The sequence below is a fragment of the Thermus brockianus genome (genome assembly GCF_021462505.1).
Taxonomy (GTDB): domain Bacteria; phylum Deinococcota; class Deinococci; order Deinococcales; family Thermaceae; genus Thermus; species Thermus hydrothermalis.
This window is the reverse complement of sequence record NZ_JAKEDV010000009.1, coordinates 62,996-89,416: the sequence shown is the minus strand read 5'-3', so window position 1 is coordinate 89,416 and position 26,421 is coordinate 62,996. Positions and strand designations below refer to the sequence as shown.

Annotated in this window: 24 protein-coding genes and 2 pseudogenes; 16 read left to right on the top strand and 10 right to left on the bottom strand. The window is 68.7% G+C overall.

The window, feature by feature from the left end:
* Positions 1–79 precede the first annotated feature (79 nt).
* The 6 genes from LXN00_RS10880 to LXN00_RS10855 all read left to right on the top strand — a co-directional run bounded on the left by LXN00_RS10880 (position 80) and on the right by LXN00_RS10855 (position 8,242).
* Complete coding sequence (locus LXN00_RS10880) at positions 80–1,771, top strand: tetratricopeptide repeat protein (RefSeq protein ID WP_234508169.1); 1,692 nt, start codon at positions 80–82, stop codon at positions 1,769–1,771.
* Positions 1,772–1,806: 35 nt separating this feature from the next.
* The gene (locus LXN00_RS10875; protein WP_234508167.1) at positions 1,807–3,075 is read left to right on the top strand and encodes a peptidase S8 and S53 subtilisin kexin sedolisin; all 1,269 of its coding nucleotides are present in this window, start codon (positions 1,807–1,809) and stop codon (positions 3,073–3,075) included.
* A 63-nt stretch (positions 3,076–3,138) separates the two neighbouring features.
* Positions 3,139–4,452 carry a S8 family peptidase gene (locus LXN00_RS10870; RefSeq protein WP_234508165.1) on the top strand — a complete coding sequence of 438 codons (1,314 nt, stop codon included), beginning with the start codon at positions 3,139–3,141 and terminating at the stop codon, positions 4,450–4,452.
* 110 nt (positions 4,453–4,562) lie between these two features.
* Positions 4,563–5,744, top strand: coding sequence for a hypothetical protein (locus tag LXN00_RS10865; protein ID WP_234508163.1), 1,182 nt, complete (start codon positions 4,563–4,565; stop codon positions 5,742–5,744).
* 88 nt (positions 5,745–5,832) lie between these two features.
* The gene (locus LXN00_RS10860) at positions 5,833–6,456 is read left to right on the top strand and encodes a gamma-glutamyl-gamma-aminobutyrate hydrolase family protein (RefSeq protein WP_234508161.1); all 624 of its coding nucleotides are present in this window, start codon (positions 5,833–5,835) and stop codon (positions 6,454–6,456) included.
* A gap of 370 nt (positions 6,457–6,826) precedes the next feature.
* Positions 6,827–8,242, top strand: coding sequence for a DUF5666 domain-containing protein (locus LXN00_RS10855; RefSeq protein ID WP_234508159.1), 1,416 nt, complete (start codon positions 6,827–6,829; stop codon positions 8,240–8,242).
* 347 nt (positions 8,243–8,589) lie between these two features.
* Here the strand turns inward: LXN00_RS10855 and LXN00_RS10850 are convergent, their stop codons facing one another.
* Positions 8,590–8,805 carry a DUF4926 domain-containing protein gene (locus LXN00_RS10850; protein WP_243092367.1) on the bottom strand — a complete coding sequence of 72 codons (216 nt, stop codon included), beginning with the start codon at positions 8,803–8,805 and terminating at the stop codon, positions 8,590–8,592.
* Positions 8,806–9,090: 285 nt separating this feature from the next.
* On the opposite strand from LXN00_RS10850, the gene LXN00_RS10845 reads away from it, so the two are divergent.
* From LXN00_RS10845 to LXN00_RS10820, 6 genes are all read left to right on the top strand, one after another.
* On the top strand, positions 9,091–9,525 hold the full coding sequence (locus tag LXN00_RS10845; RefSeq protein WP_234508155.1) for a YceI family protein: 435 nt from the start codon (positions 9,091–9,093) through the stop codon (positions 9,523–9,525).
* Positions 9,526–9,597: 72 nt separating this feature from the next.
* Positions 9,598–10,386, top strand: a complete 789-nt coding sequence (locus LXN00_RS10840) for a cytochrome c3 family protein (RefSeq protein ID WP_234508153.1) — start codon at positions 9,598–9,600, stop codon at positions 10,384–10,386.
* Between the two features lie 11 nt (positions 10,387–10,397).
* Complete coding sequence (locus tag LXN00_RS10835; protein ID WP_234508150.1) at positions 10,398–10,838, top strand: hypothetical protein; 441 nt, start codon at positions 10,398–10,400, stop codon at positions 10,836–10,838.
* A complete protein-coding gene (locus LXN00_RS10830; RefSeq protein ID WP_234508148.1) occupies positions 10,835–11,491 on the top strand; it encodes a response regulator transcription factor in 657 nt (218 codons plus the stop codon). The genes LXN00_RS10835 and LXN00_RS10830 overlap by 4 nt, the downstream gene beginning before the upstream one ends.
* Positions 11,488–12,729 carry a sensor histidine kinase gene (locus LXN00_RS10825; protein WP_234508145.1) on the top strand — a complete coding sequence of 414 codons (1,242 nt, stop codon included), beginning with the start codon at positions 11,488–11,490 and terminating at the stop codon, positions 12,727–12,729. Before LXN00_RS10830 ends, LXN00_RS10825 begins: the two co-directional genes overlap by 4 nt.
* Complete coding sequence (locus LXN00_RS10820; RefSeq protein WP_234508143.1) at positions 12,704–13,243, top strand: hypothetical protein; 540 nt, start codon at positions 12,704–12,706, stop codon at positions 13,241–13,243. The genes LXN00_RS10825 and LXN00_RS10820 overlap by 26 nt, the downstream gene beginning before the upstream one ends.
* Here LXN00_RS10820 and nuoB read toward each other — a convergent pair.
* The 8 genes and pseudogenes from nuoB to LXN00_RS10780 form a co-directional block, all read right to left on the bottom strand.
* The gene (nuoB, locus tag LXN00_RS10815; RefSeq protein WP_234508142.1) at positions 13,240–14,049 is read right to left on the bottom strand and encodes an NADH-quinone oxidoreductase subunit NuoB; all 810 of its coding nucleotides are present in this window, start codon (positions 14,047–14,049) and stop codon (positions 13,240–13,242) included. The genes LXN00_RS10820 and nuoB overlap by 4 nt on opposite strands.
* An 8-nt stretch (positions 14,050–14,057) precedes the next feature.
* On the bottom strand, positions 14,058–15,368 hold the full coding sequence (locus LXN00_RS10810; RefSeq protein ID WP_234508139.1) for a hydrogenase-4 subunit G: 1,311 nt from the start codon (positions 15,366–15,368) through the stop codon (positions 14,058–14,060).
* The gene (locus tag LXN00_RS10805) at positions 15,356–16,702 is read right to left on the bottom strand and encodes a proton-conducting transporter membrane subunit (RefSeq protein ID WP_234508137.1); all 1,347 of its coding nucleotides are present in this window, start codon (positions 16,700–16,702) and stop codon (positions 15,356–15,358) included. Before LXN00_RS10805 ends, LXN00_RS10810 begins: the two co-directional genes overlap by 13 nt.
* Before the next feature lie 3 nt (positions 16,703–16,705).
* Positions 16,706–17,338, bottom strand: a complete 633-nt coding sequence (locus LXN00_RS10800) for an NADH-quinone oxidoreductase subunit K (protein WP_234508135.1) — start codon at positions 17,336–17,338, stop codon at positions 16,706–16,708.
* Entirely contained in the window at positions 17,326–18,180 is an 855-nt protein-coding gene (locus tag LXN00_RS10795; protein WP_234508133.1) for a respiratory chain complex I subunit 1 family protein, read from the bottom strand. Before LXN00_RS10795 ends, LXN00_RS10800 begins: the two co-directional genes overlap by 13 nt.
* Entirely contained in the window at positions 18,177–19,838 is a 1,662-nt protein-coding gene (locus LXN00_RS10790) for a proton-conducting transporter membrane subunit (RefSeq protein WP_234508131.1), read from the bottom strand. The genes LXN00_RS10795 and LXN00_RS10790 overlap by 4 nt, the downstream gene beginning before the upstream one ends.
* Positions 19,835–20,164 (bottom strand): ArsR/SmtB family transcription factor, encoded by a 330-nt coding sequence (locus tag LXN00_RS10785; RefSeq protein WP_234508129.1) that lies wholly within the window; start codon positions 20,162–20,164, stop codon positions 19,835–19,837. Before LXN00_RS10785 ends, LXN00_RS10790 begins: the two co-directional genes overlap by 4 nt.
* 212 nt (positions 20,165–20,376) lie before the next feature.
* A pseudogene (locus LXN00_RS10780) lies at positions 20,377–21,502 on the bottom strand (diaminopimelate decarboxylase family protein).
* Positions 21,503–21,575: 73 nt separating this feature from the next.
* On the opposite strand from LXN00_RS10780, the gene nagA reads away from it, so the two are divergent.
* A complete protein-coding gene (gene nagA, locus LXN00_RS10775; RefSeq protein WP_234508128.1) occupies positions 21,576–22,652 on the top strand; it encodes an N-acetylglucosamine-6-phosphate deacetylase in 1,077 nt (358 codons plus the stop codon).
* A gap of 15 nt (positions 22,653–22,667) precedes the next feature.
* A pseudogene (locus LXN00_RS10770) lies at positions 22,668–22,913 on the top strand (TSUP family transporter); the annotation flags it as partial.
* 16 nt (positions 22,914–22,929) lie between these two features.
* On the opposite strand, the gene LXN00_RS10765 reads toward LXN00_RS10770, so the two are convergent.
* Positions 22,930–23,721 carry an SDR family NAD(P)-dependent oxidoreductase gene (locus tag LXN00_RS10765; protein ID WP_234508126.1) on the bottom strand — a complete coding sequence of 264 codons (792 nt, stop codon included), beginning with the start codon at positions 23,719–23,721 and terminating at the stop codon, positions 22,930–22,932.
* Positions 23,722–23,805: 84 nt separating this feature from the next.
* Between LXN00_RS10765 and LXN00_RS10760 the strand changes: the two genes are divergently transcribed.
* Positions 23,806–25,230, top strand: a complete 1,425-nt coding sequence (locus LXN00_RS10760; protein ID WP_234508124.1) for a CoA-acylating methylmalonate-semialdehyde dehydrogenase — start codon at positions 23,806–23,808, stop codon at positions 25,228–25,230.
* Positions 25,224–26,384, top strand: a complete 1,161-nt coding sequence (locus LXN00_RS10755) for a M20 family metallopeptidase (protein ID WP_234508122.1) — start codon at positions 25,224–25,226, stop codon at positions 26,382–26,384. Before LXN00_RS10760 ends, LXN00_RS10755 begins: the two co-directional genes overlap by 7 nt.
* Positions 26,385–26,421 lie beyond the last annotated feature (37 nt).

The following is a 26,421-nucleotide window of genomic DNA, read 5'->3' as shown; positions in this document are numbered from 1 at the left end:
AAGCCCTGCCTGAGGCAGGCCTGCCCCTCCTTCCCCAAAGCCCGTCCCAGGGCTAAACTACTCGTATCCCTTTCCTGCCATGCTGCGAACCCTAGGAACCCTCTCCCTAGAAACCCCTCAGGCCAAGGGGTTTCGCAAGAAGAAGCCCCTCCTCCTGCTGGCGTACCTCGCCCTCGAGGGCCCCCGCTCCCGCCGCCACCTGGCGGAGCTCTTTTGGCCCGAGGCCAGCGACCCCCTAAATAGCCTCTCCGTGGCCCTGACCCAGCTCCGGAAGGCCGGTGCCCCGGTCCTGGGTGGGGACGTGCTCCACACCGAAATCCCCTGCGATGCCCATATCTTTCGGACCGCTTTGGCGGAGGGAAGGCTGGAAGAGGCCCGCCGCCTTTACGAGGGAAGGTTCCTGGAGGGAGCGGACGAGGGGCTTCCCGCGGAGCTGGAGGAATGGGTTTGGAGCCAACGAGAGGCCTTGGCCGAGGCCCTGTGGCGGGGGCACGCCCGCCAGGCGAGGGCCCTGTACGCCCTCGGGCTAACCGAGGAGGCGGAAGCCCTTATGCGGGAGGTGCGCAACCTCCCGGGTATAGGCGAACCGCTGGAGGAGGAACCCCCCTGGGAGCCCTTGGACCTCGAGGCCCAACAGGCCTTCTTCGCCATCCAACTCGTGGGGCTAACCCGCGCCGTGGGCCTCCTTGGCCTACAGGCGGAGGCCCTGGACCGCCTCATGGCCCGGGGCCTCCTGGACGCCCAAGGGCAACCTACCCTGGAAGCCCCCTTGACCCTGGAAGGGCGCAAGGCCGCCTTGGAACTCGCCCGCAAGCTACCCCTGCGGGAGGCGGCCCCCCTGTACCTAGCGGCGCGGGGATGCTGGGCGGTGGCCGACCTTCCCAGGGGGCAACAGGCCCTGTTGGGCCTAGCCCGGGAGAGGGTGGAGGAAGCCCCCCACGAGGCCCTGGCCCTCTTGGCGGAACTCTCCTTCGAGCCCGAGATCCTCCTCCTCAGGGCACGCGCCTTGGAGCGGCTTGGCCGCTACCGCGAAGCCCTAGAACTTCTGGAGGAGCTACCCCCAAGCCCCGAAAGGAGCGCCGTGCGGGGGATAGTCCTCTTCCGGCTCGGCCACCTTGCGGAGGCCCTGGCCGAGGCCGAGGCGGCCTCCCAGGGGGGTGCTTACCCCCAGGCCGAGGCCTTAAACCTCCAAGGCATGGCGCTCCTGGCCCAAGGCCGCTTCCAGGAGGCAGCGGAGGCCTTTAGCCGGGCGGCGGTGCGGTTTTTGATGGCGGGGGAAGAAGCGCGGCACCTTGGAGCCTTGGGTAACCGGGCGGTGGCCTTGGCGGAACTCGGGCAGGGGGAGGAGGCGTTCAGGGAGGTCCTGGAGGCTGTGGGGAACCGGGCTTGGCTGCGGGCCCGGATCTACCTCAACCTGGGGGTGCTGAAGGAGCGCCGGGGGGAGGTGGCCGAAGCCGAAGGGCTTTGCAAGGAGTCCCTGGCCCTGGCCCAGGGGAACCTGGAGGCCATGGGCCGGGCCTGGAACAACCTGGGGGCCCTCTACCACCGCCAAGGGCGCACCGAGGAGGCCCGAACGGCCTACGAGGAGGCCCTCCGCCTCGCCCGGGCCAGCCAGGAGTGGGTGCTCACGGCGGCGGTGCTCGCCAACCTGGCCGAGCTTACAGGGGAGCGGGCCAACCTCGAGGAAGCTATAGCCCTGCTGGAGGAAGCCCGGTACACCGTGCTGGCCGAGCGCTACCGGGGCCGCCTGGAGACGTTCAGACCCCGTTAAGGGGGGGTGGTCTAGGGTGCGGGGGAGGTGGGAAGATGGTACGGAAACTTCTGGGCATGGGGTTGGCGGGTATGTTGGCAGGTTGCGGCGGGGGCACGGTCCCACCCCCGAGCAGCATCACCCTGACTGTGGTGGACACCCAGAACGTTGGCTATGCGGCGGCCTACCAGTTGGGTAGCGGCTCCTGGACAGCCCTCACCCCAAACCCCGGTGGCACCTACACCATCAGCGTGCGCGGCAATACTCTCTACGGCGTGGCCGTGCGTTGCAACCCCTTGGTCCCGGGGATGGCCGTGGAAGTCCACGTCATCCAAGCGGCCGCCTCAGAGCTCGCCAACCCCAAGGTGACCTGTAGCGGTACAAACCCCAGCACGGTGAGCTACACCCTCACCGTGAACGCCCCCGGGGTACCCGGGTTGGCCGTGGGCGACACCGTGATGGCCAGTGGAAGAGCCTTTAGTGCCGGGGGGACGGTGACCAGCCTGACGAGTCCGGTAGCGGTTCCCCTAACGGCCCCCGCCGGAACCCAGGATCTGCTGGTGACGGTGAGCGCACCGGGTAACCCCACCAACTACAAGGCGGCCAAGGTGGTACGGGGGGTAAACATCAGCGCCGGTGGATCCAGCAGCGTTACCCTTACCGCTTCGGACGCCCCACCCCTTCAGACCCTCATGGTGACCCTCCCCGTAGGCTTCAGCCCCACGTTCGGCATGGCCCAAGTGGTCTACCTCAGCGCGGATAACCAGGGCTTGGGCACCGTGGGTTCCGCCACCGGTAGCGCCGCCACCAACCTCTCCTTCCGCCCCGTGAGCGGGTTTGGCCCGGGGGACCGCTACGCCGCCTTCGCCGTGGCGGGCGCCGGCGGCCACGTCCTCGAGGCCTACAAGGGTAGCGGCGGAGGAGCCATTTCCCTGGCCCTGCCCAACCCTTGGCCCACAGGGAGCCTGGGGCTGAGCGCCGCCGCTCACCCCACGGTGAGCGGACTTAGCTATAGCGGGGCGAACCTGAGGGCCTACCGACTGGAACTGGAGGATCCCACCCTCGTTTACCACGCCACCTTGGGTAAGGGTTGGTTGGGGACCGCCACAGGCTACAGCTTCCCGGATCTCTCCAGCACCCTGGGCCACACGCCCTTCGCTTCCGGGAGTACCGTGCACGCATCGGTAAGTGCCCTGCTTTCGGCAAGCCCCCTCCTGCAGCTGGACGCCACGGACCCCGGCGCTTTCACGGCTACCACCGACATCGGCCTAGCCATCGCCACCGGCAGCTACACGGTGGGCGGGGCTAGCGCAAGCCTTCCCTAGCCATGCCCGCTTGGCTCTTGGACCTGAGCGGGCACAGCGTTCCCTGTAGCGAGGAGGAGATGGATGCGTGGACCCTTCTGGTTGATTCTCGCCTTGCTTTCCGCTTGCGCACCCGGGAGCCCAAGCCTAGACCTGTCCCCGGGCCGGGCGGCCATCGGGGAGGAGGTGACGGCCCGGGTGACGGGCATGGCCCTCGAGGGGGCCCGGGTGTTCGTGGGGGAGAGGGAGGCCACGGTAACGGCGCGTGAAGGGAACACCCTTCGCTTCCAAGTGCCCCCGGTGCCCGGGGGGCCGAGGGCGGTGCGGGTGGTGGCCGGCGCCAAGGAGGCCCAAGCCACCCTGGGGGTGCTGGGCCAAGTGGACCGGAACCGAATCCTCTTGCGCCTCCCCCTTGGGCGCACGCCTACCCTGCCGAGGGGGTTTACCCTCCTTCGCCGGGACGACCTCCAGGGGTGCGGCTTCGCCCTGGCCGAGCTCGGCTATAGCGGCGAGGCCCTAGGCAAGGCCCTGGAGGAGTTGGAAGCGCAGGACCCCAGCTATAAAGCCGACCCGGAAAGCCTGTGGAGCCTAAGCGGCTGGGGGAGCGAGGCCATTGGAGCCCCCTTGGCGCAGGGGCGGGGCTACCGAGGGAGAGGGGTCCGGGTAGCGGTCCTGGACACCGGGGTGGACGCAGCCATCCCCCAGGCACCGGGCTACGACTTCGTGGAGGACGACACCACGCCCCAGGACGCCTTTCCCAGCGGGCACGGTACCGGGGTAGCGGGGCTGGTAAAGGAGGTCGCCCCCGATGCTGAAATCGTCCCGGTACGCGTCTGCGACGAGAACGGGGTCTGCCGGGCCAGCCGGGTGGTGCGGGGGGTGTGCTGGGTGGTCCAACACCGCCAGGGCCCCACGGTGCTCAACCTGAGCCTAGGGGGCGACACGCCGGTGGAAGCCCTCAAGCTGGCCTTGCAAGCGGCCTTGAGCCAGAACATCCCGGTGGCCGCCGCCGCTGGGAACCAGGGGAACCAGGGAAGCCCAGCCCACTACCCTGCGGCCTTTGACTTCCCGGGCCTGGTGGCCGTGGGGGCTTTGGAAAGGGACCCGAACCAGGGAGGACTGCGCCCCGCCCCCTATAGCACGAGAGGCGCGTACCTGGACCTATCGGCCCCTGGGACGGGTCTGGAGTGCTCTGTCCCTGGCGGGGCTATGGGGACGTGCACCGGCACCTCCTTCGCCACGCCCCTGGTGGCGGGGGCCATGGCGGTTTGGCTCTCGGCCCAGCCCAGCCTCACCCCCGCGCAGCTCCAGGGAAACCTGGAACAGGATGCTTCGCCCCTCCCCTTCCCTGCCCAGGAGGTGGGGAAAGGGAGGGTGGACCTTTCGGCAAGGCCATGATGGCGGCATGCCGGCAGGTTGGGGTTCAGGGAGCGTTAAGGGTGCGTTCAGACCCCCTAGGCTACCCTAGGCCTCGAGGCTAAAAGGATACGCCTCAAAGGAGGAAGAGGATGAGGAAAGCCGTTTTGCTAGCGAGCTTTGGCGCTTTGTTGGCCCTCCTGGTTGCTTGCGGGGGGCAGACGGGTGGGCAGACGACCCCCCTTGACGAGCTCATCCAGAACGACAATGTGCTCTACGACGCCGGCCAGTCCCTCTTGGATGAGGCCGTGAATGCGTTTGCCGACCTCATGCCTCAAGGGTTTTCCCCTCAAGCCGTTTCTCCTCGCCCCCTAACCATGGCGAAGGACGGCGAGGACACCGTCCTTATCGGTGGCCCCTGGCGCCCTCCCTTCCCCTATCCCCTGCCGCCCGTGGATAAGCCCGTTTTTGTAGTCATCAAGTGCCCGAGCAAAACGCGCCCATGGTGCTACGCCGACCTGGCCTATTTGCGCCAAGCCCCTCAAGGGGGCTACGAGCTGGAGTGGCACGGTGAACGGGGAGCGGCTTCGGTGCGGACCCCGGCGCAGGTGGAGATGCGGGGGAACCCCGATCAATCGGGCGCATCCGAGCATCTAGTAAAGCTCTCCATCAGTAAACAGGGTTCCACTTGGACCATAGACATCATCATCATTCTCCGCAACGATCCCTCGAATCCGCTCCGCATGCACCTTGTGAGCGCCCTTCCTCCTGATACCCTAACCGGACGGCAGATAGCCTACAACGCAGGCAAAGAGGGTGCCATCCTCTATGAACGCAAGATCCGGGAGGTCTGTTGCGGCAGGCCCAAGCCCTTCCCGCCAAGGGAAGAAACCCCTTGGCTCCTCCGGGAGGATGTTTCCGTAGCGGCGATACCCTACGACAACCCCAAGTTGTGGGACAGCACCCCCATCGAGGAACTAGTGGGAGAAAACCTGGGCTTCCTCTACCTTCGCAAGAAGCCGTGGGGGGGAACCACCACCGACTGCGGCCCGAGCAATGTCTGGTGCCCACCCGAGGGCGACCCCTTCCTGAACCTGCGCTTGGTGCGCAACCCCGCCGGAGGGTACGCCGTGCAGCTCACCAAGCTGGGCGACCCCAATCGGGTAATCGCCACCCTGCCCGCCCAGGTGCTACCCAACGATGGGCCTGTGGGCATCGGCATAGAGGACGACATCGCCTCACCGGAGGAGCCTACCCTCAAAATCACGTGGCCCAAGATCAAGATCATCATCGTCATCTGCAAAGGCGACTGCAACATAAACGTGAGCGGTTAGCCTGAGCCTACAGACAACGCAAGGGCGGAGGGTTCTCCTCCGCCCCAACCATTTTGAAGGGGGGATCCCAAGCACCTAGACTATGACCATGCGCCTCATCGGCGTGGCCAGCCAGTTCCGTATGGCCGAGGGGTATATGCCTTACCGCTTCTGGGGCCTCCTCGAGCCCTACCTGGAGCGCATCCTCCCCCACCTGGACAGCCTCCTCCTCCCCGGGGGCGGGGACTTAGACCCTACGCATTACGGGGAAGGACCCCACCCCAAGCTTGGGGAGGTGAGCCCGGAACGGGACGCCCACGAGCTTTTCCTCGCCCGCTATGCGGCAGAAAAAGGCCTTCCCGCCCTGGGGATCTGCCGAGGAATCCAGGTGATGAACGTGGCCCTGGGAGGGACGCTTTACCAGGACCTCGAGGCCCAAGGGTTTACCGAGGTGGAACACCGCCAGAAGAGCCCCCCACCCGCCCTGGCCCACAGCGTGCGCCAGGTGGCGGATGGCCCCCTTTCCCACCTTTTCCCCGAGGAATTTCCCGTGAACTCCTACCACCACCAGGGGTTGAAGACCCTGGGCGAAGGCCTAAAGCCCCTGGCCGTGGCCCCCGATGGCCTGGCGGAGGCGGTGGTCCTGGAAGGCCACCCCCTCTTCCTGGGGGTCCAGTGGCACCCCGAGCTCTTGCGGGAGCACTGGGCCGTTTTCGGTCTCTTCCGGGAGTGATTCGTCACAGCTTCTCGGACTAAAGTCCGAGGCTACGAACTAGGCATCGCCTGACCTCGGTTCACGATAGAGCTATTGCTGGGTCCCTCCTCGGTCACGCAGAAGCGCACCTCGCAGGCGCCGCCCAGGATTGTACTGAGGATAGCAGAAGCCCTTGCGCAGCAAAGGCCATGCAAGCGGTCAGCTCAGGTGTAGCGCCAGGCTCCCGAGGCTTCCTCGGGCTTCGCCCGCACATCCCCGACACGATAACCAGGGAAAGAAGCCAAGGGTGTGCCGGGGATAGAGCTCCCCCCAGCCCGCCAAGCCGCATAGAAGCCCATTTACGCCCCGCTTACGCCGGAGTGCTAGGTTCGGACGAGGAGGTGTACCCATGCGCTGGAAGGCGCTTCTCGCATTGGCTGCCCTGCTCTCCGCTTGCCAGGTTACCCCGCAGACGGGCCAAGGGCAAGCCCTCGAGGCCCTGGGCGTTCTGGGCGGGACGGAGGCCCAGCCCACGCTCTTGGGCAAGCCTTTGGACCTCAGCGGGGCGTCCCTGGCGAAGGAGGGGGAAGCCTTCTCCGGCACCCTTCTCCCGGGAATGGTGGTCCAGGTGAAGGGCGAGGACACGGGCACCCGCATCCGGGTGGAGGCCCTCGAGGTCCAGGTGGAGCTGAGGGGCCCCGTGGCCAACGTGGACCTCCAAGCGGGCACCCTGGTGGTCCTCGGCCAAACGGTGTACACGGACGCCAACACCCGCATCTACGAAAAGGCTCCCCGGGGGTACCGGACGCTCCTCCTCTCCGACTTACGGGTAGGGGACTACGTGGAGGTCCAAGGCACGGCCACAGACACCGGCATCCTGGCCACGTACGTGGAGCGCTACCCTGCGCCCTCCTCCCAGGTGGAAACCGAGGGACGGGTACAAGGCCTGAAAACGGAGGCAAAGACCTTCACCCTTAACGGCTTCACCGTGAACTACGCCCAAGCCCGGGTGGAGGGCACTCCCCAGCACGGGGTGTGGGCGGAGGTGAAGGGAACCCTCTCGGGAACCACGATCCTCGCCACGAAGGTGGCCTTCAAGGGCCAGGGCCAAAGCGGCTTTGGCACCTCCCGGCGGGTGGAGCTGGAAGGCCCCATCGCCAACCTGGACGAGGCCGCCATGACCTTCTCCCTCCTCGGCTACACCGTGGACTTTAGCCGTGCCCAAGTGGTGGGCAACCTGACGGAAGGGAGCTACGTGGAGGCCAAGGGCCAGGTGGACGGTAACGACCCCACCCTCCTCCACGCCCAGCTGGTGAAGGTGAAGTACCCGAAGACGAGGGCCCCCAAGGCGGAGGCCAAGGGCCAGGTGACCGCCCTGGACCCGGAGGCCATGACCCTGGCCTTGGGTAGCCTGGCCTTCTACGCAGACCAGAACACCCTCGTCAAGCGGGACGACCCGGACGGGCCCATGGCCTTTGGGGAGATCCAGGTGGGGGACTACGTGGACGTGGCCTACGACCCCGCCACCCAGGACGCCGAAGGGCGCTTTTACGCCCTGCGCATTGAGGTAAAGGGGGCCACGGGGAGCGAGGAGGGCGAGTGGGAAGGCCCCGTCCAGAACGTGGACAGCGCCAACTACTCGTTCGGGCTCCTCGGCTACACGGTGGTCACCGATGCCTCCACCCAGTTTGAGGCCAACGACCAAACCTACGACCAAGCGGGCTTCTTCGCCCTAATCCGGGTGGGCGACTGGGTGGAGGTCAAGGGCACCCTTTCGGGCACCGCCCTCCAGGCCAGGGAGGTGGAGCTCAAGGGAAGGAGGTGACGGCTCCCCGCATTGGAGCGCGTGGCCTAAAGAGGCGGCTCGGCCTGGCCTCGGCTGGGGACGGGGCTTCCGCCGTGCCCTTCCGGATGGCCCCGTCCAGGCCTTGGCCAGGTCTTTGGCCTGCGGTTTAGTGGGAAAGAGGCGGCGCCTGGAGGCCACGATGCAAATTCTCCGCCCACCGGGGTGGGGATCGCACCGGGAGCACGTGGGGTAGGAGAGCGTCCCCTCGGGGTTTTGGGTGCCCGTTGAGTCATGGGGGCACTAAGCCCCCCACGGCGCATGTGGCTTCGCTGACCCGTGGGTCCCCGGCTGCGGTCCCGCCAGGGGGCCGGGCGGCGGGCGAGGGCTTAGGCGCCCCTGGCCCGGAGGCGGGCGGGCCCCGTGAGGGGGGCCACCTCCGCCTCGGAGAGGTCCAGGAGGGCCAGGGTGTTGCGCTCGTGGTCCACGAACTCCACCAGGTAACCCCCGTGGGGATATACCTGGACCACGGTGCCCACTTCTCCCGCCTTCAGGCCCCACGCTTCCTGGTCCCACATAAGAACAACCGAGCCGTGCTCCCCCATCCTTTCCCCTTCCAAGGGTACGCCATCACCCGAAAGGTCCTTCCTCCTAAGCGTACCTGCACGCCTCCTGCCCAGCGCCCCGTGGGAGCCTCTTAGGACCACCCGCACCCCTTGGCCTTGGAAGCCGGGGGGTCTGGGGCCAAAGCGTATCCCGGGCCCAACAGCTTGCGTGGACCAACTCCCCAACCCAAAGGGACCTCCCCGTGGCCATGGACGAGGCCCTGCCCCCTCGTTTACGCCCCGTATACGGCCTTTGGCTAGGTTGGAGGGAGGAGGTGAAAGGACGTGCGGCTTCTTGCCCTCTCGGTTCTCCTGGCCGGCTTGGCGCTTGGCCAGAGGTACAGCGTGACGGGGGAAGCGGTATATAGAGCGCAGGCACCCTTGGGAAGCTTCCAGGGGGTCAACCGGACCCTTAAGGGAGAGGTGGTCCAAGAGGGGGAGCGCCTCCAGGGCCAAGCCTGCATAGACCTTTCGGCCTGGGACTCCAAGGAACCCCTTCGCGACCGGCACACCAGGGAGATGTTCCAGGTGGACCGCTACCCACAGGCCTGCCTGAGGCTCCAAGGGGTGGACAGGGCTAAGGGTCTCGTCCTCGGCACCCTCACCCTCCACGGCGTGGAAAAGCCCGTGGCCTGGCCCGTGAAGCTGAACCAGGAGGGAAAAGGGGTACGCTTCCAGGGTGCCTTCGCTCTAACTAAGGCTAAGCGACTATGGGCTTAAGGCCCCGAGCTTCATGGGCATGCGGGTCAAGGACGAGGTGTGGGTGGAGGTCCGGGAGGAGGGAAGGACCCCATGAGGAGGCTCTTCCCCTTGCTCCTCTTGGGGCTCGCCCTGGCCTCGGAAGGGGAGCGCTACCTCTACGTCCGCTGGGATGCGGAGAAGGGGGCGGCGGTCCTTTCCGACGGCACGCCCCTCCCCCCGGGTGTGCGCCTGGTGCCAGGCCAGTACGTGGAGGTGGAGGAAGGCCGTCTCAAGCCCAAGCGTCAGTGGCAACCGCCCCAAGACCTCGTTCGGACCTTCCAGCCCCAGGGCATGGGCCGGGTGGTGTTCAGCCACGAACGCCACTTCGGCTTCCTTGGAGCGAAGGGGACCAGTTGCGAAACCTGCCACGCCAGTCTGGACAAGGGCAAGGCCTGGCCGAGCACCGCCCCCAACCCCAGCCTGGAACCCCACGGCCCCACCTCCCTGGGCCGCTTCTGCGCCACCTGCCACGACGGTAAAAGGCTGGTCCAGCAGATTCCAGGAAGCCGAAGCCCCATAAGGGGGCCCGTCTTCACCGCTTTGGGGAAGAAGGGTGCGGCCTCTTGTAACCTCTGCCATACTCCTCGGGACCACGGCCAGGACTTCACCCAAGGGCACGGGGAGGTGGCGGAACGCCTAGGGGGGCAAGCCTGCGCCAGCTGCCACCGGGGAGCGGACCAAATAGGCGCCGCAGCGCTCGCCTTGGCCAGGGCCTTCCAAGAGGCACAGCTCGCCCTAATCCGCAACCCGGACGACAGCCAAGCCTTCAACCAGATCCTGCCGGCCAACTTCTGCGCCTACTGCCATGGGCTGGACGGGAAGGCTTGGCGTGGGAAATGATGGAGGCGACGATGGGAAACGCAAGGACATGGTTGCGCAGGCATCTGCCGGAAGTGTTCGGCCTCTTTGCGCTGATGGGGTTCTTCCTCACCTTGGCCGAGCTCTTCCTCATGGGCCACGTGGAGGGCGTACAGGTCGTCGCCCCTATAGCCGCCACCCTAGGGGCCTTGGCCGTGGGCCTGGGCCTTCTCCTTCCCCAAAGCCGGCCCCTGGCGGTAGCCCTGCTCCTTTTGGTGGGGGGCGCTGGCCTGGTGGGGCTTTTGGAGCACCTCGAGGCGAGCCTAGGGGAAGCCCAAGGGACCCCTCGGGTGGTCCTCGTGGACGAGGAGGGCGAGGCGTGGCCGGGGTGGGAAGGGAAGGAGCAGGAGGGCACGCCCCCGCCCCTCGCCCCCTTGAGCCTCTCGGGCCTGGGCCTTCTCGGGGCCCTGGCCCTTTGGGTGCGGGAGCCATGAGGGTGCTCGTGGTGGAGGACGAGCAGGGCATCCTGGAGCCCGTGGTGGCGGTCCTCCGGAAGGAGCGGTACGAGGCCTCGGGGGTGCGGAGCCTAAAGGAAGCCTGGGAGAAGCTGGCGGAGGGGGAGCCCGACGTCCTGGTCTTGGACGTGATGCTCCCCGAGGGGGAAGGGGCCGGCTTCCGCTTCGCCGAGGACCTAAGGCAAAGCGGCTACCGGGGAGGAATCCTCTTCCTCACCGCCCGGGATGCCCTGGAGGACCGCATCCACGGCCTGGAGCTGGGCGGGGATGACTACCTGGTGAAGCCCTTCCACCTTTCCGAGCTGGTGGCCCGGGTGCGGGCCCTGGCCCGGCGCACCGCCGGCTTCAAGGGGATGATCCTCACCCGGGGGCCCCTGGTGGTGGACTTCGCCCAGCGGCGGGTCACCTACGCCGGCAAGGAAGTGGCCCTCTCCCCCAAGGCCTTCGCCCTCTTGGAGCTCCTCGCCCTTCACCCGGAGAGGACCTTCACCCGGGAGGAGCTTTTAGAAGGGCTCTTTCCTGGGGCGGAAAGCGACGCCGTGCTCCGGGTGTACGTGCAGAAGCTCCGGCAATCCCTGGCCCCATGGGTGGTGGAGCGGGTGCCTGGGGTGTATCGGCTGGGAGAACCATGACCCTCAAGGGCCGCCTGGCCTGGGCCTTCTTCCTGGTGGCCGCCTGCACGGGCCTCGCCAGCCTCCTCGGGGGCTACGCCGTGTTCTGGAACCTGGTGGAGCGGGACATCGCCCTGGACCTGGGGGAGGCCGCCTCGAAGGTGCAGAGGGCCCTCGTCCTAACCCCAGAGGGCCCCCGGCTCACTTCCGCCGAGGCCTTCAGCGGGAGCCACTACGTCTTTGGCTTCCGGCTCCTGGAGGCGGGGACGCCGATCCTGGAGGGGGGCTTTTTCCCCCAGGCGGGGGAGGCTTGGCGCACCCTAAGCCTTCCCTGGCAGGGCTACCAATTGGAGGTTTACCTGCGCACAGAGGAGTACACCCGCGCCCTAAGGGCTTACGTGCGCGGGGGGCTTTTGCTCCTCTTTCCCCTTCTGTTCCTGGCGACCCTCTTCGGCTACGGCTTCGCCCGGCTCATCGTCCGGCCCCTGGACGAGCTGGCCCGGGCGGTGGAGGCGGTTTCCCTCCTCCGGTTTCCCGAACCCCTCGCCCCCGGGCGGGAACGGGAGATCCGGCGCCTGGTCCAGGGCTTTAACCGCATGGCGGAGGCGGTGCGGGCCGCCTTGGAAAGGGAGCGCCTCTTCACCCGGCACGCCTCCCACGAGCTGAGGAGCCCCCTGGCGGTGATCCGGAGCCAGGTGGAGGCCCTTCAAGGTGGGCTTCTGCCCTTAAAGCGGGCGCTTCCCCAGCTCGCCCAAAGCGTGGACCGCATGGAGGCCGTGTTGCGGGGGCTCCTCGCCCTGGCCCGGTCCGAAGGGGCCGACCTGGCCCCGCTAGAGCTCAGCGCCTTTCTCGGGGAGTACCTGGCGGGAGAGGAGGGGGTGAGGGCCAGCCTACAAGGGCCCGCCTGGGTCCTGGCCCACCCGGCCTTGCTGGAGCGCATCCTGGATAACCTCCTGGAGAACGCCCGCCGCCACGGAGCCCCGCCCGTGGAGGTGCGCCTGGGGGTGCGGGGGGAGGAGGTCATCCTCGAGGTGCGGGACCACGGGCCCGGGGTGGCACCGGAAGACCTATCCCGGCTTGCGGAGCCCTTCTTCCGGGGGCAGATGGCGGGGGATGGTCTAGGGCTTGGCCTCGCCCTGGCGCAGGAGGCGGCGAGGCGGCTTGGGGGCACCCTGGAGGTGGAAAACGCCCAGCCCGGGCTTCGGGTGCGGGTCCGGTTGCCGAGGTGGGAGGATGGGGCGGCGGCAGGTTCTCTGTAGGTTAGCCCTCTGGCTCCTAGCGGCCATGGGCCTGGCCCTCGCCTCGGGGAGGGAGGGCAAGGAAGAGAAGGAAAGGAAAAAGGAGAAGGAGGAAAAGGAAAAGCGCCCCCTCTACTACGGACGGGTAGAGGTGGTGGAGGAGGGGCAGCTTTGGGCAGGGGGCCGGGCCATCCCCTCCGCCTCCCCCCTCCTCCCCTACTTGGCCCCAGGGATGGTGGTGGAGCTGGGCCCAGAGGGCCTTAAGACCCTGGAACCGGCAAGGTGGGCCTACTACGAGGGACCCGGTGCCCCCTGGGGGCTATCCTTGACCTGGGCCAGGGTCTGGTGGGTGGGCGGGAAGGTTTGGAAGGCGCTTCCGGGCACCGGGCGGGAGGCCCTCCTCGTGGCCCAATACGCCGAGGGGAAGTGGCGGGCCGTCCCCCCGGGCCTCCGCCTCCCCCGTCCCCCCAGGGAGGGGTGGTGGCTTCTCCGCCTGGAGGGCCTCGAGGGCGCTCTCGTGCGCTTCCTAAACTAGCCCCCTTCTGGGGCTTCATCGGGAAGGATCCCTCCCCGGAGCCGTTGCGCCACCCGGCCCGTGAGGAGCAGGAGGCCAAAGAGGATCGCCCCGGGCCGGGGAGGGTCCCCGGGCACGTACACGTCCACGGGCACCACCCGGTCCACCCCGCCCACCACCTCGGGGCTCCCGGCGAACACGCCCCCCGAGATGGCCTCGTTTCCCACCGCCACAACCCCCTTGGGCTCGGGTGTGGCCTCATAGGTGCGCCAGAGGGCCTGGGCCATGTTGCGGCTCACGGGGCCAGTAACCACCAGGGCATCCGCATGCCGGGGCGAAGCGGCCACGGTAAAGCCGAAGCGACCCATGTCGTGGAAGGGGTTGGCAAGAAGCGCCACCTCGGAGTCCGCAAGGCCCGTATCCCCGGCGCTCACCTCCCGGAAAGCCAGGGTGGGAAGGACCAGCTCGGGCCGGGGGGGAGGAGGAGGGCCCGGGTCCAGGAAACCCCGGCTCCTCAGGTCCACCCGCTGCACCAGGTCTTCCCTGCGCCTCACCGCCACCGCCAAGGACCGCATCTCCCCCACTGCCCGTGGATAGGCCAGGGCGCACCGGCCGCATCCCACGCACCGTGCAAGGTCAAGGCCGAAGACCCCTTCCTCTTCAAAGAAGGCGTCGCTCGGGCAGAGTGAAAGGAGGCCTCGTTGCGCTTCCCGGTCAAGCCCTTCGGGCTTCAGGCGTGGCAGGCCGAAGGCGTGCACCGGGACCCTCAGGAGATCCTCGAGCTTCCTCGCTAAACGACCGATGCGCAAGCTGTGCCAAAGGCTCACCTTCCCCCCTACAGGTCGTTCCCCGCATAGGAGAGGTCAAAGGACTTGTTGCAAAGGGGGAAGTCGGGAAGCCCCTCCCCCCGCACCGCAAGCTCCAGGGCCCGCCAGTTTTTGAAGGAAGGGTCCACGCCCTCCGCCACGTCCACCTGCCCCTCCAGGAGGCGCACGAACCAGAAGACCTCCCCCCTACCCGCCTCCACCCGCGCCATCCCCTCCCCTTCCCCCGGGGGCGGTTCCCAGGCCAGGGGGCCTTCAGGGAGGCCCTTGAGGAAGCGCAAGGCGAGGTCTAGGGCCGCCACCGCCTCCTCGGCGTATACCTGGGCCCGCGCCAGAACGTCCCCGCCCTGGCGCACCGCTGGCGCAAAACCCGGGTAGAGGGGGTCGTCCTGGCGCAGGTCGCGCGCCACCCCACTGGCCCGCGCCGTGGGGCCCACGAAACCTAGGGTTTCCGCCTCCACCCGGCGCACCACGCCCACGTACCGCATCCGGTCCAGCACAGGGGGATGGCGCAAGAGGCGGGGGAGTAGGCGGGCGAGCTCCCTACGGTAGCTGGCGAGGGCCTCGAGGTCCGCCCGGCCCTCCCGCCCCACCCCGCCCACGCGGACGAAGTTGCGCCCGTACCGGTGGCCGGTGAGACGGTCCACCCCCGCCTGCAGGAGGGCGCGGATCCGCCCCACCTGGGTGGCCCCGTAGGCGTAACCGATGTCGGTGAAAAGCCCCGCCAGGCGCCCCAAGTGGCCAAAGGCCCGCTCCAGCTCCAACGCCGCGCGCCGAAGAGCCTGGGCCCGGGGAGGGGCCGCCCGCCCGAGGGCCCTTTCCCAGGCCTCGGCGAAGGCCAAGGCGTGGGCCACCGGCTCGCTCCCTGCCCGCTCCACCAAGAGTAGGGCCCGCTCGGGACCGGCCCTGCGCAAAAGGGTAAGAAGGCCCCGGTGCTGGTATCCGAGACGGATCTCCAGGTGAACGATGCTCTCCCCGAGCACGCTGAAGCGGAAGTGGCCCGGTTCGATGATCCCGGCGTGGACGGGTCCCACCGGCACCTCGTGCAGTTCGGCAAAGCGCCGGAAGGTGTAGGGAAGGTCGTGGCGCCGCAGGGGCTTCAAGTCCGGATGCCCGTCCACCTCCAGGCCCCGCTCCCATAGGGCGCGCTCAAACCAGTCCAGGGCAGGGAACTCGGCTGCCAGGCTCGGGAACCGCCCCCCACCCCCGTAGCGGTAGACCCGAAGCGTCCCTTCCACCTCCGCCACCAAGGCCACCCCATCCCCATAGGGGTACAGGGCCACCGGCCGACCCGACCGCAACGCCTCCCTCACCTCGTCCACAGCACCGCCTCCACTGCCTTAAGTAGCGCCACCGGGGGGAATAGTCCGAGGAAGAGAAGGGCGCCGAGCAAAAGCCAAAGGGGGGCCCACGGCAGGCCCCGGGCCTTGGGCGGCTGCCCGGGACCGAAGCCCATCCGGGTTACGGCCGGAAGCAACCCGGCAAAGGCAAGCCCGAGTCCGAGGAGGTAGAGGAGACCCAGGACAGGCCACCGCCACGCCGCCGTCACCGCCTGGACCTCGGCGTAAAAGAGGGGGAAGGGCGGGAGCCCCCCAAGGGCCAAAAAGGCCAGGACCAGGGGCACGCCGAGGGCGGGGAGGCCCAGGAAGAGCCCCCCCACCCGCCCCACCTCCCGGGCATGGGTGAGGGCGTACACCCCGCTCGCCCCGAGGAAGGCGAGGGTCTTGCTCAGGGAGTGGGCCAGGGTGTGGAAGAGGGCGAGCCAGGGCAGTCCGAGGCCCAGCGCAAAGAGGGCAAGCCCCATGTGCTCCACGCTGGAATAGGCGAGGAGCCGCTTGTACTCCTTCTGGCCATAGAGGAGGAGCCCCGCCGCCAAAAGGCTCAATAGGCCAAAGAAGAGGAGAAGGCCCTGGACGAAGGGGAAGAGTCCCGCCGCCTGGGCTAGGGCGGCGTAGCGCAACAGGGCGTAGAAAGCCACATTCAAAAGGGTTCCAGAAAGCAAGGCGGAAGCGGGCCCTGGGGCCTCGGCGTGGGCATCGGGAAGCCAGGTGTGGAGGGGGAAAAGGCCCACCTTGGTCCCGAAGCCCACGAGCAAGAAGGCGTAGGCCACCTTGAACCCCTCCGGGTTCACGGAGGCCATGAGCGACCGGGCCCGCCCCCAGTCCAAGGTGGCTCCCCCCAGGAGGGCGTAGACCAGGATGACGCCCAAAAGCCCGAAGGCGATGCCCACGCTCCCCAGCATCAGGTACTTCCAGGTGGCCTCGAGGGCCCTGGCCCCGCCCCTGTGGTAGACAAGGAGGGCGGAGGCCAATGTGCTCCCCTCTACGAAGATCCAGAGGACCCCGAGGTTGTGGGCCAGGTAGGCCCCGTGGGCGGCCAAGAGGAAGAGGGCGCCGGCCCAATAGAAGCGCCAGGCTTCCTCCTTTGGGAAGTACCCGAGGGCGAACCGGGCCACCAGGGCGTACAGCAAATCGGTGAGTACGAGGTAGAAAAGGCCCACCGCATCCAGCCGAAACGGGCCCGACGCCTGGCCCAAGAGGGCCAGGGAAAGAAGCGCCGCCCCTAAGGGCACGAGCTGGGAAAGGAGGGCCAGGCGGCCCGCCTCCCGCCGGCCCAGGAGCGCCAGGAGGGGGAGGAGAAGGAGCAGGTAAAGCACCCCTCACCCCCTCAGGGCCCGCATCCGGGCGGTGTCCAGATGCCCCAGCTCTCCCCGGATGCGGAAGAGGAGAACGCCCGCCAGGAATACGGCGGCGAAGGCGTCCAGGGCCACGCCCAGCTCCACGAAGAGGGGCAGGCCATGGCTCTCCGAGAGGGCGAGGAGGAAGACCCCGTTCTCCAGGGCCAGGAACCCCAGTACCTGGCTGATGGCCTTCTTCCGGACCACCATGGAGAGCGCGCCCAAGAGGACCAGGCTCAGGGCCACCGGCACCCCTTCGGGGAGCGGAGCCCCGGGAAGAATGAACACCCCGCCCACGCGGAAGGCCAGGGCGGTGAGGGCCCCCGCCAGGGCCAAGGTGAGAAAGACGGAGAGGTAGCCCTCCACCTCGTGGCTCACCTCGAGGCGGTCCAGAAGCCAGAAGAGGTAAACCGGTATGGCAACCCCCTTGAGGAGGAAAAGAGCGAGCCCCGCCAAAACGAAGTGGAGTTCCCCATGGGCCAATCCAAAGGACACCAGGGCCAAGAGGATGTTCTGTAGGGCGTAAAGCCGGATGATGGCATCCAGGCTCCGCCGACTCACCATGAGAAATCCCGTGGCCAACACCGCAAGGACCAGCACGTTCACCGTAGCCATATCGCCCCCAAAAGCGCCAGCGCCCCAAACAGGGTGTTATAGGAAAGAAAGTCGGGGAGCCGCAGATAGCGGAGTTTCACGCCATAGGTTTCCAGGTAGGCGAGGACCACCGCCCACACCCCTACCAACCCCAAGAAGACGCATAGCCGCGGCCCCGGCAGGAGGAGGGCCATGAGGCCAGCGTAGAAGAGCATCTTGGCCGAGGCCGCCAGTTCGTATAGGCCGAGGAGGGGGCCGCCGTGGTCCAGGAGCTGGGCCTCGTGGATCATGGTCAACTCCAGGTGCGTGGCGGGGTCGTCCACCGGCATCCGCGCCCCCTCCGCCAGGAAGGCCACCGCCAAGGAGGCGAGGACCAGGACCACCACCAGGGCATGCTCCCCGTTCAGGACCGCCAGACCCTGGAGGCTACCCCCCTTCCCCACGGCCGCCGCAGCCGCCAAGGCCATGAGCGTTCCCGGCTCCGCCAGTAGGGTAACCACGCCCTCCCGGTAGCTACCCTGGGCTCCAAAGGCGCTCCCGGCGTCCAAGGCCGCCAGCATCTGGAAGAAGCGGCCCAGGTTTACAAGGTAGACAGCCAACAGGAAGTCTCCGGGTAAGGCCAATCCTGGGAGGATGGGGAGGAGGCTCACCGCCAGGGTGGTCCCCAGAAGGGCCACGATGGGGCCAAGGAGAAAGGCGGGAGAGCTAGGCCATGGACGCACCCAAGCCTTGCGCCATAGCTTAGAGAGGTTCCGGTACTCCAGGAAAGGGCTCGCCCCCTGCCGGTGCGTGAGCCTCGCCTTGAGCCACTTCACGCTTCCCGTAAAGAGGGGGGCTAGGAGGAGGATTAGGACCGCCGTCATCGCAACACCACCCAAAGAACGGCCACAAGGGTGAGGAGTTGGAGGAGCAGGTAGAGGTGGATGCTCCCCGACTGGAGCCCCTGGAACGCCCGAGCGAGGCGGGCGTAGCTGCGGCCCACTCCGGCATACGTGTTGGCGAGGGGCTCTTCCAGAAGAGGCTTATCGCCCACCCAGAGGCGGAGGAAAGGGAATAGGCCCAAGGCGGGGGCGGCGAATCCTAGGCCGTTGGGTTGCATCCTGGGCTCCAGCTGCCCATAGCCGCAGTCCCAGGTGCCGTAGTCCCGGTGGGGCCGGGCGAGGAGGTGGCGGTAGAGGGGGTACGCCAACGCCACGAGAAGGAAAAGCAGGATCCCGTTGAGGTAGAAGGAAGCCCGAAGGGGCCCAAGCGCCAAGCCCGGGAAGAACGCAAGGGCGAGCAAGGCCACCACAAGGAAACCCAGGCCCTGGCGCATGCCCCGCCCCAGGTGGACCTCCACCCTGGCGCGGGGCAGGCCCAGGAAGGCGAGGCCGAAGAGGCGGACATAAAAGTAGAGGGCGAGGGCCCCCACCAGGGCCAAGACGCCCACCGCCAGAGGCAGAAGGCCCGGCGCCCCAAGGAAACCCCGGTACAGGGTCCACTCCGCCAGGAAAAGGGGCCCGGGCGGTAACCCCGCCCCCACGCCCATCCCCAGAAGGACCAAGGCGCCTAAAACGGGTTCCGAACGCCACAGACCCCCAAGGCGGGATAGACGTCGCTCCGGCAAGGCCCCCGCCGCCAAGAAGAGGAGCCCCTTGAAGAGCGCATGGGCCAATTGGTGCAGGAAAAAGGCGTGGAGAAAGAGGGGCGTCTGGGTCAGGAAGTAGGCCCCGAGCGCCGCCTGCATGAGGCCAAGGTTCTCCACGCTGGAGTAGGCCAGGGCACCCTTCACGTCCTCCTCGCCCAAGCCCCGTACCAGAGCGTATACGCCCCCCGAAAGCCCCAAGACCACAAGGGCCCAACCGGCCCAACTGGGAGGTGGGCCGAACCAGAACGGGGCCTGGTACAAGCCGTAAAGCCCAAGCTTGGTCATGGCCGAGGAGAGGAGGGCGGAAACCGGGCTAAGGGCCACGGGGTGGGCCAGGGGAAGCCAAGGGTGCAAGGGAAAGAGGGCAGCCTTCACCCCAAATCCCAGCAAAAGCCCCGCCCATAGCCATTCCCTAGGAAGGGTTCCCTGGCCCAGAAAGGCCAGGTAGAGCCCCGCCGCCCCCAGTCGGCTCGCCAGGAAGAAGGCGCGGGCCCCCGCCTCCGCCTTGGGGCCCTCCAGAGCGATGAGGAGGTAGCCGAGAAGGGCCATGCCCTCCCAGAGGAACAGGAAGGGAAACCCCGGGGGGGCCACCGCAACCCCCGCCATGCTCCCGAGGAAGAGGGGCACCAGGAAGCCATAGACCCTCGCCGTCCTGGGGTGATGGGCGAGGTAAGCGGGGAGATAGGGGGCGAGGGCCAGGGTGAGGAGGCCAAGGAGCGCAAGGAAGAAGCCCCCCGCCTGAGCGTTGTGCCACCAGGCCAGCCCTCCCCCACCGAGCCAGAGGGCCCCCACCGCCCCAAGAGCCAGGCCGTAAGCGTGGCCCTTCGGATCCCTTAGCCCTAAGAGGCTCGCTCCGAGCAAGGCGGGCCACGCCCCGAGGAGCCAGGCGCTCACATCCCCTCCTCGAGGGCCTGAAGGCGCGCCCGCTCCGCCTGCAGGTGGCGCTCGAAGATGCGCCGCCCCAGGTCCAAGAAGGCGTAGACCTCGGAGTCTTTGGTGCGGTAGTAAGCGAGGGCACCTTCCCGCCTCACCTCCACCAACCCTCGCTCACGCAGAAAAGCCAGCTGCCGGGACACGGCCGACTGCTCCACGCGAAGCTCCTTTTGTAAAGCGGTGACGCTCTTCTCCCCCTCCCGCAAGGCGTCCAGGATGGCTAGCCGCAAGGGGTGGGCCAAGGCCTTGAAGAACTCCGCCTTGTAGCGGTGCAGGGCGCTCGGCATGCATGTCTCCTTTCGCTTATGGCAATATTGCCATATGTGGTCATGGTACCGTGCTAACGGCGCGCCGTCAACCCAAGGCGCTTGCACATCCCGCTAGGGGCGGTGTGCCCCATCTGGGGGCCACGACCCCGTCGCCCAAGCCCGGCACCCCTACCACCTGGCAGAAGCGCCAAGCGTAGTCCCCGGAGGCCTTTCCCACCGTTCCGAGGCCGTTAGTCCCCCGGCGGCCCCTCCCCGGCCATGAGGCTCTCCCAGGGCTCCCGCTCCCGCAACACCTCCCAAGCCTCCCCCGTCCAGAGGAGCTCCAGGGGCCTCGGGGTATCCAGGTAGGAAAGGGCCATGCTGGCCCCGTAGGCCCCCGCCTCGAGGAGGGCCAGGGCGTCCCCCTCCTCGGGGGCGGGGAGGCGCACCCCCCGGGCCAGGACGTCCCCCGCCTCGCAGGCGGGCCCCGCCAGGTCGTACACCCCCTCCTCCCCGCCCTCGTACAGGGGAAGGACCGGGTGCCGGGCGCCGTAGAGGGCGGGGCGCAGGAGGGCGGTCATGCCGGCGTCCAGGAGGAGGTACCGCCTCCGGGTTTCCTTCACCCCCACCACCCGGGCCACCAGCACCCCCGCCTCCGCCACCAGGTAGCGCCCGGGCTCCAGCCAGACCTCCGCCCCGTAGGCCCGGGCCCAGGCCGAACCCGCCCCCCAGGTCCAGCACCTCCACGGGCCCCACCTCCGGCCTCAGGGCCTCCAGCACCCGGTAGCCCAGGAGGAAGTCCTCGGGGTCCTCGAGGGCGGAGCCCAGGTGCAGGTGGAGGCCCAAAACCCTTAGCCCCCGCTCCCTCGCCTCCCGGAGAAGGACGGGCACCTCCTCGGGCAGGACGCCGAACTGGCTCTCCCCCCGGCCCGTGGCCAGGTGGCCGTGGGTCCTCACGGGGAGGTCCGGGTTCACCCGCAGGAGGACCCGCACCCCCGGAAGCTCCTCCGCCACCCTCCCCAGGTCCTCCCGGGAGTCCAGCACCACCACGGGGGCCTGGCCCCTCAGGGCCCGCAGGGCCTCCCGGGGCTTCACGGGGCCATTCCAGAGGACCTCCTCCGGGGAAAAACCCGCCCAGTAGGCCCTTAGGACCTCCCCCAAGGAAACCGCCTCCGCCCCCAGTCCCAAGGCGCGAAGCCGTCGGAGAAGCCCAAGGCGCGGGTTCGCCTTCAGGGCGTAGAAGAGGCGGGCGAAGGGAAAGGCGGCCCGAAGGCGCTTTAGGCGTTCCTCCACCGCTTGCCAGTCGTAGGCGTAAAAGGGGGTGGGGTAACGGGAAAGGGCCTCCTTCAGGGCCTGGAGGAACTCCGGGCGTAGCAGGCTCACCCCTTCAGGCTACCCGAGGTAAGGCCCCCCTGGGGTCCGGCATGGCCTCGAGGCTAGGCTAGAGGGTATGGGCGGGGTCCTGGAGGGGCAGATCCTCACCCCCTCGGGCTTCCTCCGAGGCCGCCTCCACTTCGGCGAGCGCATAGAGGCCCTGGAAGAGGCCCCCGTGGAGGGCCCCTATATCCTCCCCGGGTTTCTGGACCTCCACGTCCACGGGGGTGGGGGGCACGAGGTTATGGCGGGGAAGGAAAGCGTGGAGGGGACCCTCCGCTTCCACCTCTCCCACGGCACCACGGGCCTCCTGGCCACCACGGTCACCGCCCCCCTTCCCGACCTGGAGCGCGCCCTTAGGGGCATCAGGGAGGCGGGAGAAGGCCACTTGGGAGAGGCCCTTTTGGGCGTCCACCTCGAGGGCCCCTTCATCAGCCCAAAGCGCCTTGGGGCCCAGCCCCCCTACCCTCTCCTCCCCGACCTGGAGGTGGCCTCCCGCCTCCTCTCCCTGGCCCCCGTGCGGGCCATCACCCTGGCCCCCGAGCTCCCTGGGGCCCTGGACCTGGTGCGCTTCCTGGCCGAGCGGGGCGTGCGGGTCCAGCTCGGCCACACGGAAGCGGGCTACGAGGAGGCCCTGGAGGCCCTGAAGGCGGGTGCTGCGGGCTTCACCCACCTCTACAACGCCATGACCGGCCTCCACCACCGCTCCCCCGGGGTGGTGGGCCTCGCCCTGGAGCGGGGTGCCTGGGCCGAGCTCATCCCCGACGGCCTCCACGTGCACCCCTCCGCCCTTCACCTGGCCCTGAAGGCCATCCCCGGCCTCTACTTCGTGACGGACGCCGTGGCGGCGGCGGGGATGCCGGACGGCACCTACCCCTTGGGGGCCCACCGGGTGGAGAAGCAGGGGAACGGGGTCTGGCTTGGGGAGAGCCTGGCGGGGAGCACCCTCACCCTGGACCAGGCCCTGAGGAACCTGGTGGCCTGGGGCCTCCCCTTGGAGGAGGCGGCGAGGCGGCTTTCCCTCTATCCCGCCCGCTACCTGGGCCTTTCCGACCGGGGGGAGATCGCACCCGGGAAGCGGGCCGACCTGGTGGTCCTGGACGAGGCCCTCCGGGTGCAGGCGGTTTACCTGGGAGGAAAACGGGTGGCCTAAACCCTCACCCGCCATGACCCCAAACGGGCGGCAGGCATCAACGCCTTCGCCGTAACCCCTCCCTCCTTCTCCGCCTTCCTCCCCCACATGGCCACCGCCCGGCTTGACCTGGGCCTCACCCCCACCCTGCTCGTGGCCGGGGCGCTCGGGTCCTACCTGGGCTCGAGGCTCACCAGCCTCTTCGTCCCCCCGGCCCGGATCAAGCAGATCTTCGGGGTCCTCATCGTCCTGGTGACCCTGTACAAGATCGTCCAGCTTTGACCCCGCCCAAAGCCCCCTACAGGGGCGGCGCATACCGCCCGTCCACCGCCGTCCAGCCCCCGTCCACGAGGAAGAGGGTCCCGGTGACGTAGCTACTGGCGGGGGAGGCCAGGTAGACCACGGCCATGGCCACCTCCTCGGGCCTGCCCCAGCGGCCCAGGGCGGTCTTCTCGGCGTAGGCCCGGTACCACCCGGGGTTGGCCTTGATGGGGGCGGTGAGGGGGGTTTCAATGGGCCCAGGGGCGATGGCGTTGGCCCGCACCCCCTTGGGCCCAAGCTCCGCCGCCAAGGCCCGGACGAGCTGCAGGATCCCCGCCTTGGTGGCGGCGTAGACCCCTTGCCCGGGCTCCACCACCAGGGCGCGGATGGAGGCGAAGGCGATGAGGCTTCCCGAGCCCTGCTCCGCCATCACCCGCCCCCCGGCCCGGAGGAGGCGCAGGGTGGCCTTCAGGTTCAGGTCCACCACCCGGTCCACCTCCTCGTCCGTGTAGGCGAGGAGGGGCTTGCGCACGTTGATGGCCGGGGTGGTAACCAGGGTGTCCAAGCGGCCAAAGCGCTCCAGGGTCCAGGCCACGAGGCGGTCCGCCGCCTCCTTTTCGGCGATGTCCACGGGGAGGGCGTCCGCCTCGAGGCCATTCCGCCTTAGGCCCTCCGCGACCTCGGAAAGCCCCGCCGCATCCCGGTCGGCCAGGGCCACCTTGGCCCCGAAGGCCGCCAAGGCCTCCGCCGAGGCCCGCCCGATCCCCGAGGCCGCCCCCACCACCAAGGCCACCTGGCCCGTCAAGTCCAAAAGGCGCCGGTAGTCCATAGCTTTTCACCCCATCCTACCCCCGGCCCAAGCCCTTGCCAAGCCGCCCGGCCTTGGGGATGATGGGGGACAAAGGGGGAAAGCATGCTCAAGAACCTCATCGGCGGCGCATGGCGGGAGGTTTCCCGGCCCACCCTTCCCGTCTACAACCCGGCCACGGGGGAGGTGCTGGAGGAGGTGCCCCTCTCGGGGCCGGAGGAGGTGGACCAGGCGGTCCGGGCGGCGGAAGCGGCCTTTGCGATTTGGAGCCGGACCCCCCTCCTGGAAAGGGTGCGGCTCATGTTCCGCTTCAAGGAGCTTTTGGAAAGGCACCTTGAGGAGCTCGCCCGCCTCATCACCCTCCACCACGGCAAGACCCTGGAGGAGGCCCGGGGGGAGGTGCGCCGGGGCATTGAGGTGGTGGACTTCGCCCTCTCCGCCCCCACCCTTCTCCAAGGGCGGACCCTGAGGGAGGTGACGGGGGGCGTGGACCAGAACCTCTACCACTACCCCTTGGGGGTGGTGGCGGGCATCCCCCCCTTCAACTTCCCCGTGATGATCCCCCTCTGGATGTTCCCCATCGCCGTGGTGGCGGGGAACACCTTCGTCCTGAAGCCCTCGGAGCGCACCCCCTTGGGGGCGGTGCGCCTTGCGGAGCTCTTCCTGGAGGCGGGCTTCCCCGAGGGGGTCCTGAACCTGGTCCACGGGGGCAAGGAGGCCGCCGAGGCCCTGGTGCGCCATCCGGGGGTGCGGGCGGTGCAGTTTGTGGGCTCGGAGCCCGTGGCCCGCCGGATCTACGCCCTGGCGGCGGAGGGGGGGAAGCGGGTTTCGGCGGCCGGGGGGGCCAAGAACCACCTGGTGGTCCTGCCGGACGCCGATTGGGAGGTGGCGGTACCCGCCATCCTCAACTCCGCCTTCGGCAACGCCGGGGAGCGGTGCCTGGCGGGGAGCGTGGCCGTGGGGGTGGGGGAGGCGGGGCCCGAGCTCCTGGAGCGGGTGGTGGCGGCGGCCCAAAGGCTCAAGGTGGGCCCGGGATGGGAGGAAGGGGTGGACCTGGGCCCCCTCATCCGGGAGGAGCACCGGAGGCGGGTGGTGGGGTACATCCAACGGGGCCTGGAGGAGGGGGCCACCCTGGCCCTGGACGGGCGGGGGGTGGAGGGGCCGGGGTTTTTCCTGGGGCCCACGGTGCTCGCTGGGGTCTCCCCCCGGATGGCGGTGGGGCGGGAGGAGATCTTCGGCCCGGTGCTCTCCGTTTCCTTCGTGAAGACCCTGGAGGAGGCCATCGCGCAGGCCAACGCCGTGCCCTACGGGAACATGGCCTGCGTCTTCACCGGAAGCGGCAAGGCGGCCCGGGCCTTCCGGGAGGGAGTGCAGGCGGGGATGGTGGGGGTGAACGTGGGGGTGGCCCAGCCCTTCGCCTTCTACCCCTTCTCCGGCTGGCGGGACTCCTTTTTCGGGGACCTCCACCCCCACGGCCCCGACGCCTTCCTCTTCTACACGCAAAGGAAGGTGGTGGTGGAAAGGTGGTAAGGGAAGCCCTTCGGGCGGCGGAGGCCGTGGACGAGAAGGAGGTGGTGGACCTCCTCAAGGCCCTGGTGCGCATCCCAAGCCACTACCCGGGGCCAGGGGAGGCGGGGGTGGCGGCGTACCTGGAGGCCTACCTGAAGGAGCGGGGCCTAGGGGTTTTCCTCCAGGAGGCGGCCCCGGGCCGGCCCAACCTGGTGGCGGACCTGGGGGAGGGCGAGGGGGGGCTCCTCCTCGAGGGCCACACGGACGTGGTCACCCCAGGGGATGAGGCCCTTTGGACCCATCCCCCTTACGCCGGGGTGGTGGAGGGAAGGAGGCTCTACGGCCGGGGAAGTTGCGACATGAAGGGGGGCCTCGCCGCCCTGGTGGGGGCCATGCTGGCGGTGAAGCGGGCCCTGGGAAAACCCAAGCGCCCCCTTCGCCTCGCCGCCCTGGCGGACGAGGAGGGGATGATGCTCGGGGTCAAAGCCTTCCTCCGGGCGGGGCTGGCGGAGGGCTTCCGGGGGGCCTTGGTGGCGGAGCCCGAGGAGATGGAGGTCTGCCTCTGGCAAAAGGGGGCCCTGCGCCTCCGCCTCCTTTTCCCGGGAAAGATGGCCCACGGGGCCATGCCCTACGCCGGGGAAAACCCCATCCCCAAGGCGGCCTGCTTCGTGGTGGCGCTAAAGGACCTGGAGGAGCGCCTGCAGAAGGCCCACCCCCACCCTTACCTGGGCCCGCCCTACCTCACCCCCACCCGCTTCCTGGCAAGCGCCGGGGAGGGGCAACTCAACGTCATCCCCGGCCGGGCGGAGGTGGCCCTGGACGTCCGCACCGTGCCCGGGGTGGACCATCATGGCTTGGTAAGGGAGCTGGAAGCCCTCTCCGGGGTAGGGGTGGAGGTCCTCGAGGACCGCCCCCCCGTGGAAACCCCCCGGGACGACCCCCTGGTCCAGGCGGCGGAGGAGGCCTTGAGGCTCCTAGGCCTGTCCGTGCGGCTTGGCGGGGTGCCGGGGGCCACGGACGGCACCTTCCTCAGGGCCTGGGGCGGGCTTCCCGTGGTGGTCATGGGGCCAGGGAGGAAGACCCTTCCCCACCAGGTGGACGAGTGGGTGGACCTCGAGGAGGTGGTCCTGGCGGCCCGGGTCTACGCCGCCCTAGCGGTGCTCTACCTGGCGTAGGGCCCCTGGAAGGCCTAGGTCTTTAGGATGGAGGGGG

Excerpts from the sequence above, each read along its gene's own strand:
- LXN00_RS10880 (WP_234508169.1), top strand. The coding sequence starts at position 80 with ATGCTGCGAACCCTAGGAACCCTCTCCCTAGAAACCCCTCAGGCCAAG.
- LXN00_RS10875 (WP_234508167.1), top strand. The coding sequence starts at position 1,807 with ATGGTACGGAAACTTCTGGGCATGGGGTTGGCGGGTATGTTGGCAGGT.
- LXN00_RS10870 (WP_234508165.1), top strand. The coding sequence starts at position 3,139 with ATGCGTGGACCCTTCTGGTTGATTCTCGCCTTGCTTTCCGCTTGCGCA.
- LXN00_RS10865 (WP_234508163.1), top strand. The coding sequence starts at position 4,563 with ATGAGGAAAGCCGTTTTGCTAGCGAGCTTTGGCGCTTTGTTGGCCCTC.
- LXN00_RS10860 (WP_234508161.1), top strand. The coding sequence starts at position 5,833 with ATGCGCCTCATCGGCGTGGCCAGCCAGTTCCGTATGGCCGAGGGGTAT.
- LXN00_RS10855 (WP_234508159.1), top strand. The coding sequence starts at position 6,827 with ATGCGCTGGAAGGCGCTTCTCGCATTGGCTGCCCTGCTCTCCGCTTGC.
- LXN00_RS10850 (WP_243092367.1), bottom strand. The coding sequence starts at position 8,805 with ATGGGGGAGCACGGCTCGGTTGTTCTTATGTGGGACCAGGAAGCGTGG.
- LXN00_RS10840 (WP_234508153.1), top strand. The coding sequence starts at position 9,598 with ATGAGGAGGCTCTTCCCCTTGCTCCTCTTGGGGCTCGCCCTGGCCTCG.
- LXN00_RS10835 (WP_234508150.1), top strand. The coding sequence starts at position 10,398 with ATGGGAAACGCAAGGACATGGTTGCGCAGGCATCTGCCGGAAGTGTTC.
- LXN00_RS10830 (WP_234508148.1), top strand. The coding sequence starts at position 10,835 with ATGAGGGTGCTCGTGGTGGAGGACGAGCAGGGCATCCTGGAGCCCGTG.
- LXN00_RS10825 (WP_234508145.1), top strand. The coding sequence starts at position 11,488 with ATGACCCTCAAGGGCCGCCTGGCCTGGGCCTTCTTCCTGGTGGCCGCC.
- LXN00_RS10820 (WP_234508143.1), top strand. The coding sequence starts at position 12,704 with ATGGGGCGGCGGCAGGTTCTCTGTAGGTTAGCCCTCTGGCTCCTAGCG.
- LXN00_RS10800 (WP_234508135.1), bottom strand. The coding sequence starts at position 17,338 with ATGGCTACGGTGAACGTGCTGGTCCTTGCGGTGTTGGCCACGGGATTT.
- LXN00_RS10795 (WP_234508133.1), bottom strand. The coding sequence starts at position 18,180 with ATGACGGCGGTCCTAATCCTCCTCCTAGCCCCCCTCTTTACGGGAAGC.
- LXN00_RS10785 (WP_234508129.1), bottom strand. The coding sequence starts at position 20,164 with ATGCCGAGCGCCCTGCACCGCTACAAGGCGGAGTTCTTCAAGGCCTTG.
- nagA (WP_234508128.1), top strand. The coding sequence starts at position 21,576 with ATGGGCGGGGTCCTGGAGGGGCAGATCCTCACCCCCTCGGGCTTCCTC.
- LXN00_RS10765 (WP_234508126.1), bottom strand. The coding sequence starts at position 23,721 with ATGGACTACCGGCGCCTTTTGGACTTGACGGGCCAGGTGGCCTTGGTG.
- LXN00_RS10760 (WP_234508124.1), top strand. The coding sequence starts at position 23,806 with ATGCTCAAGAACCTCATCGGCGGCGCATGGCGGGAGGTTTCCCGGCCC.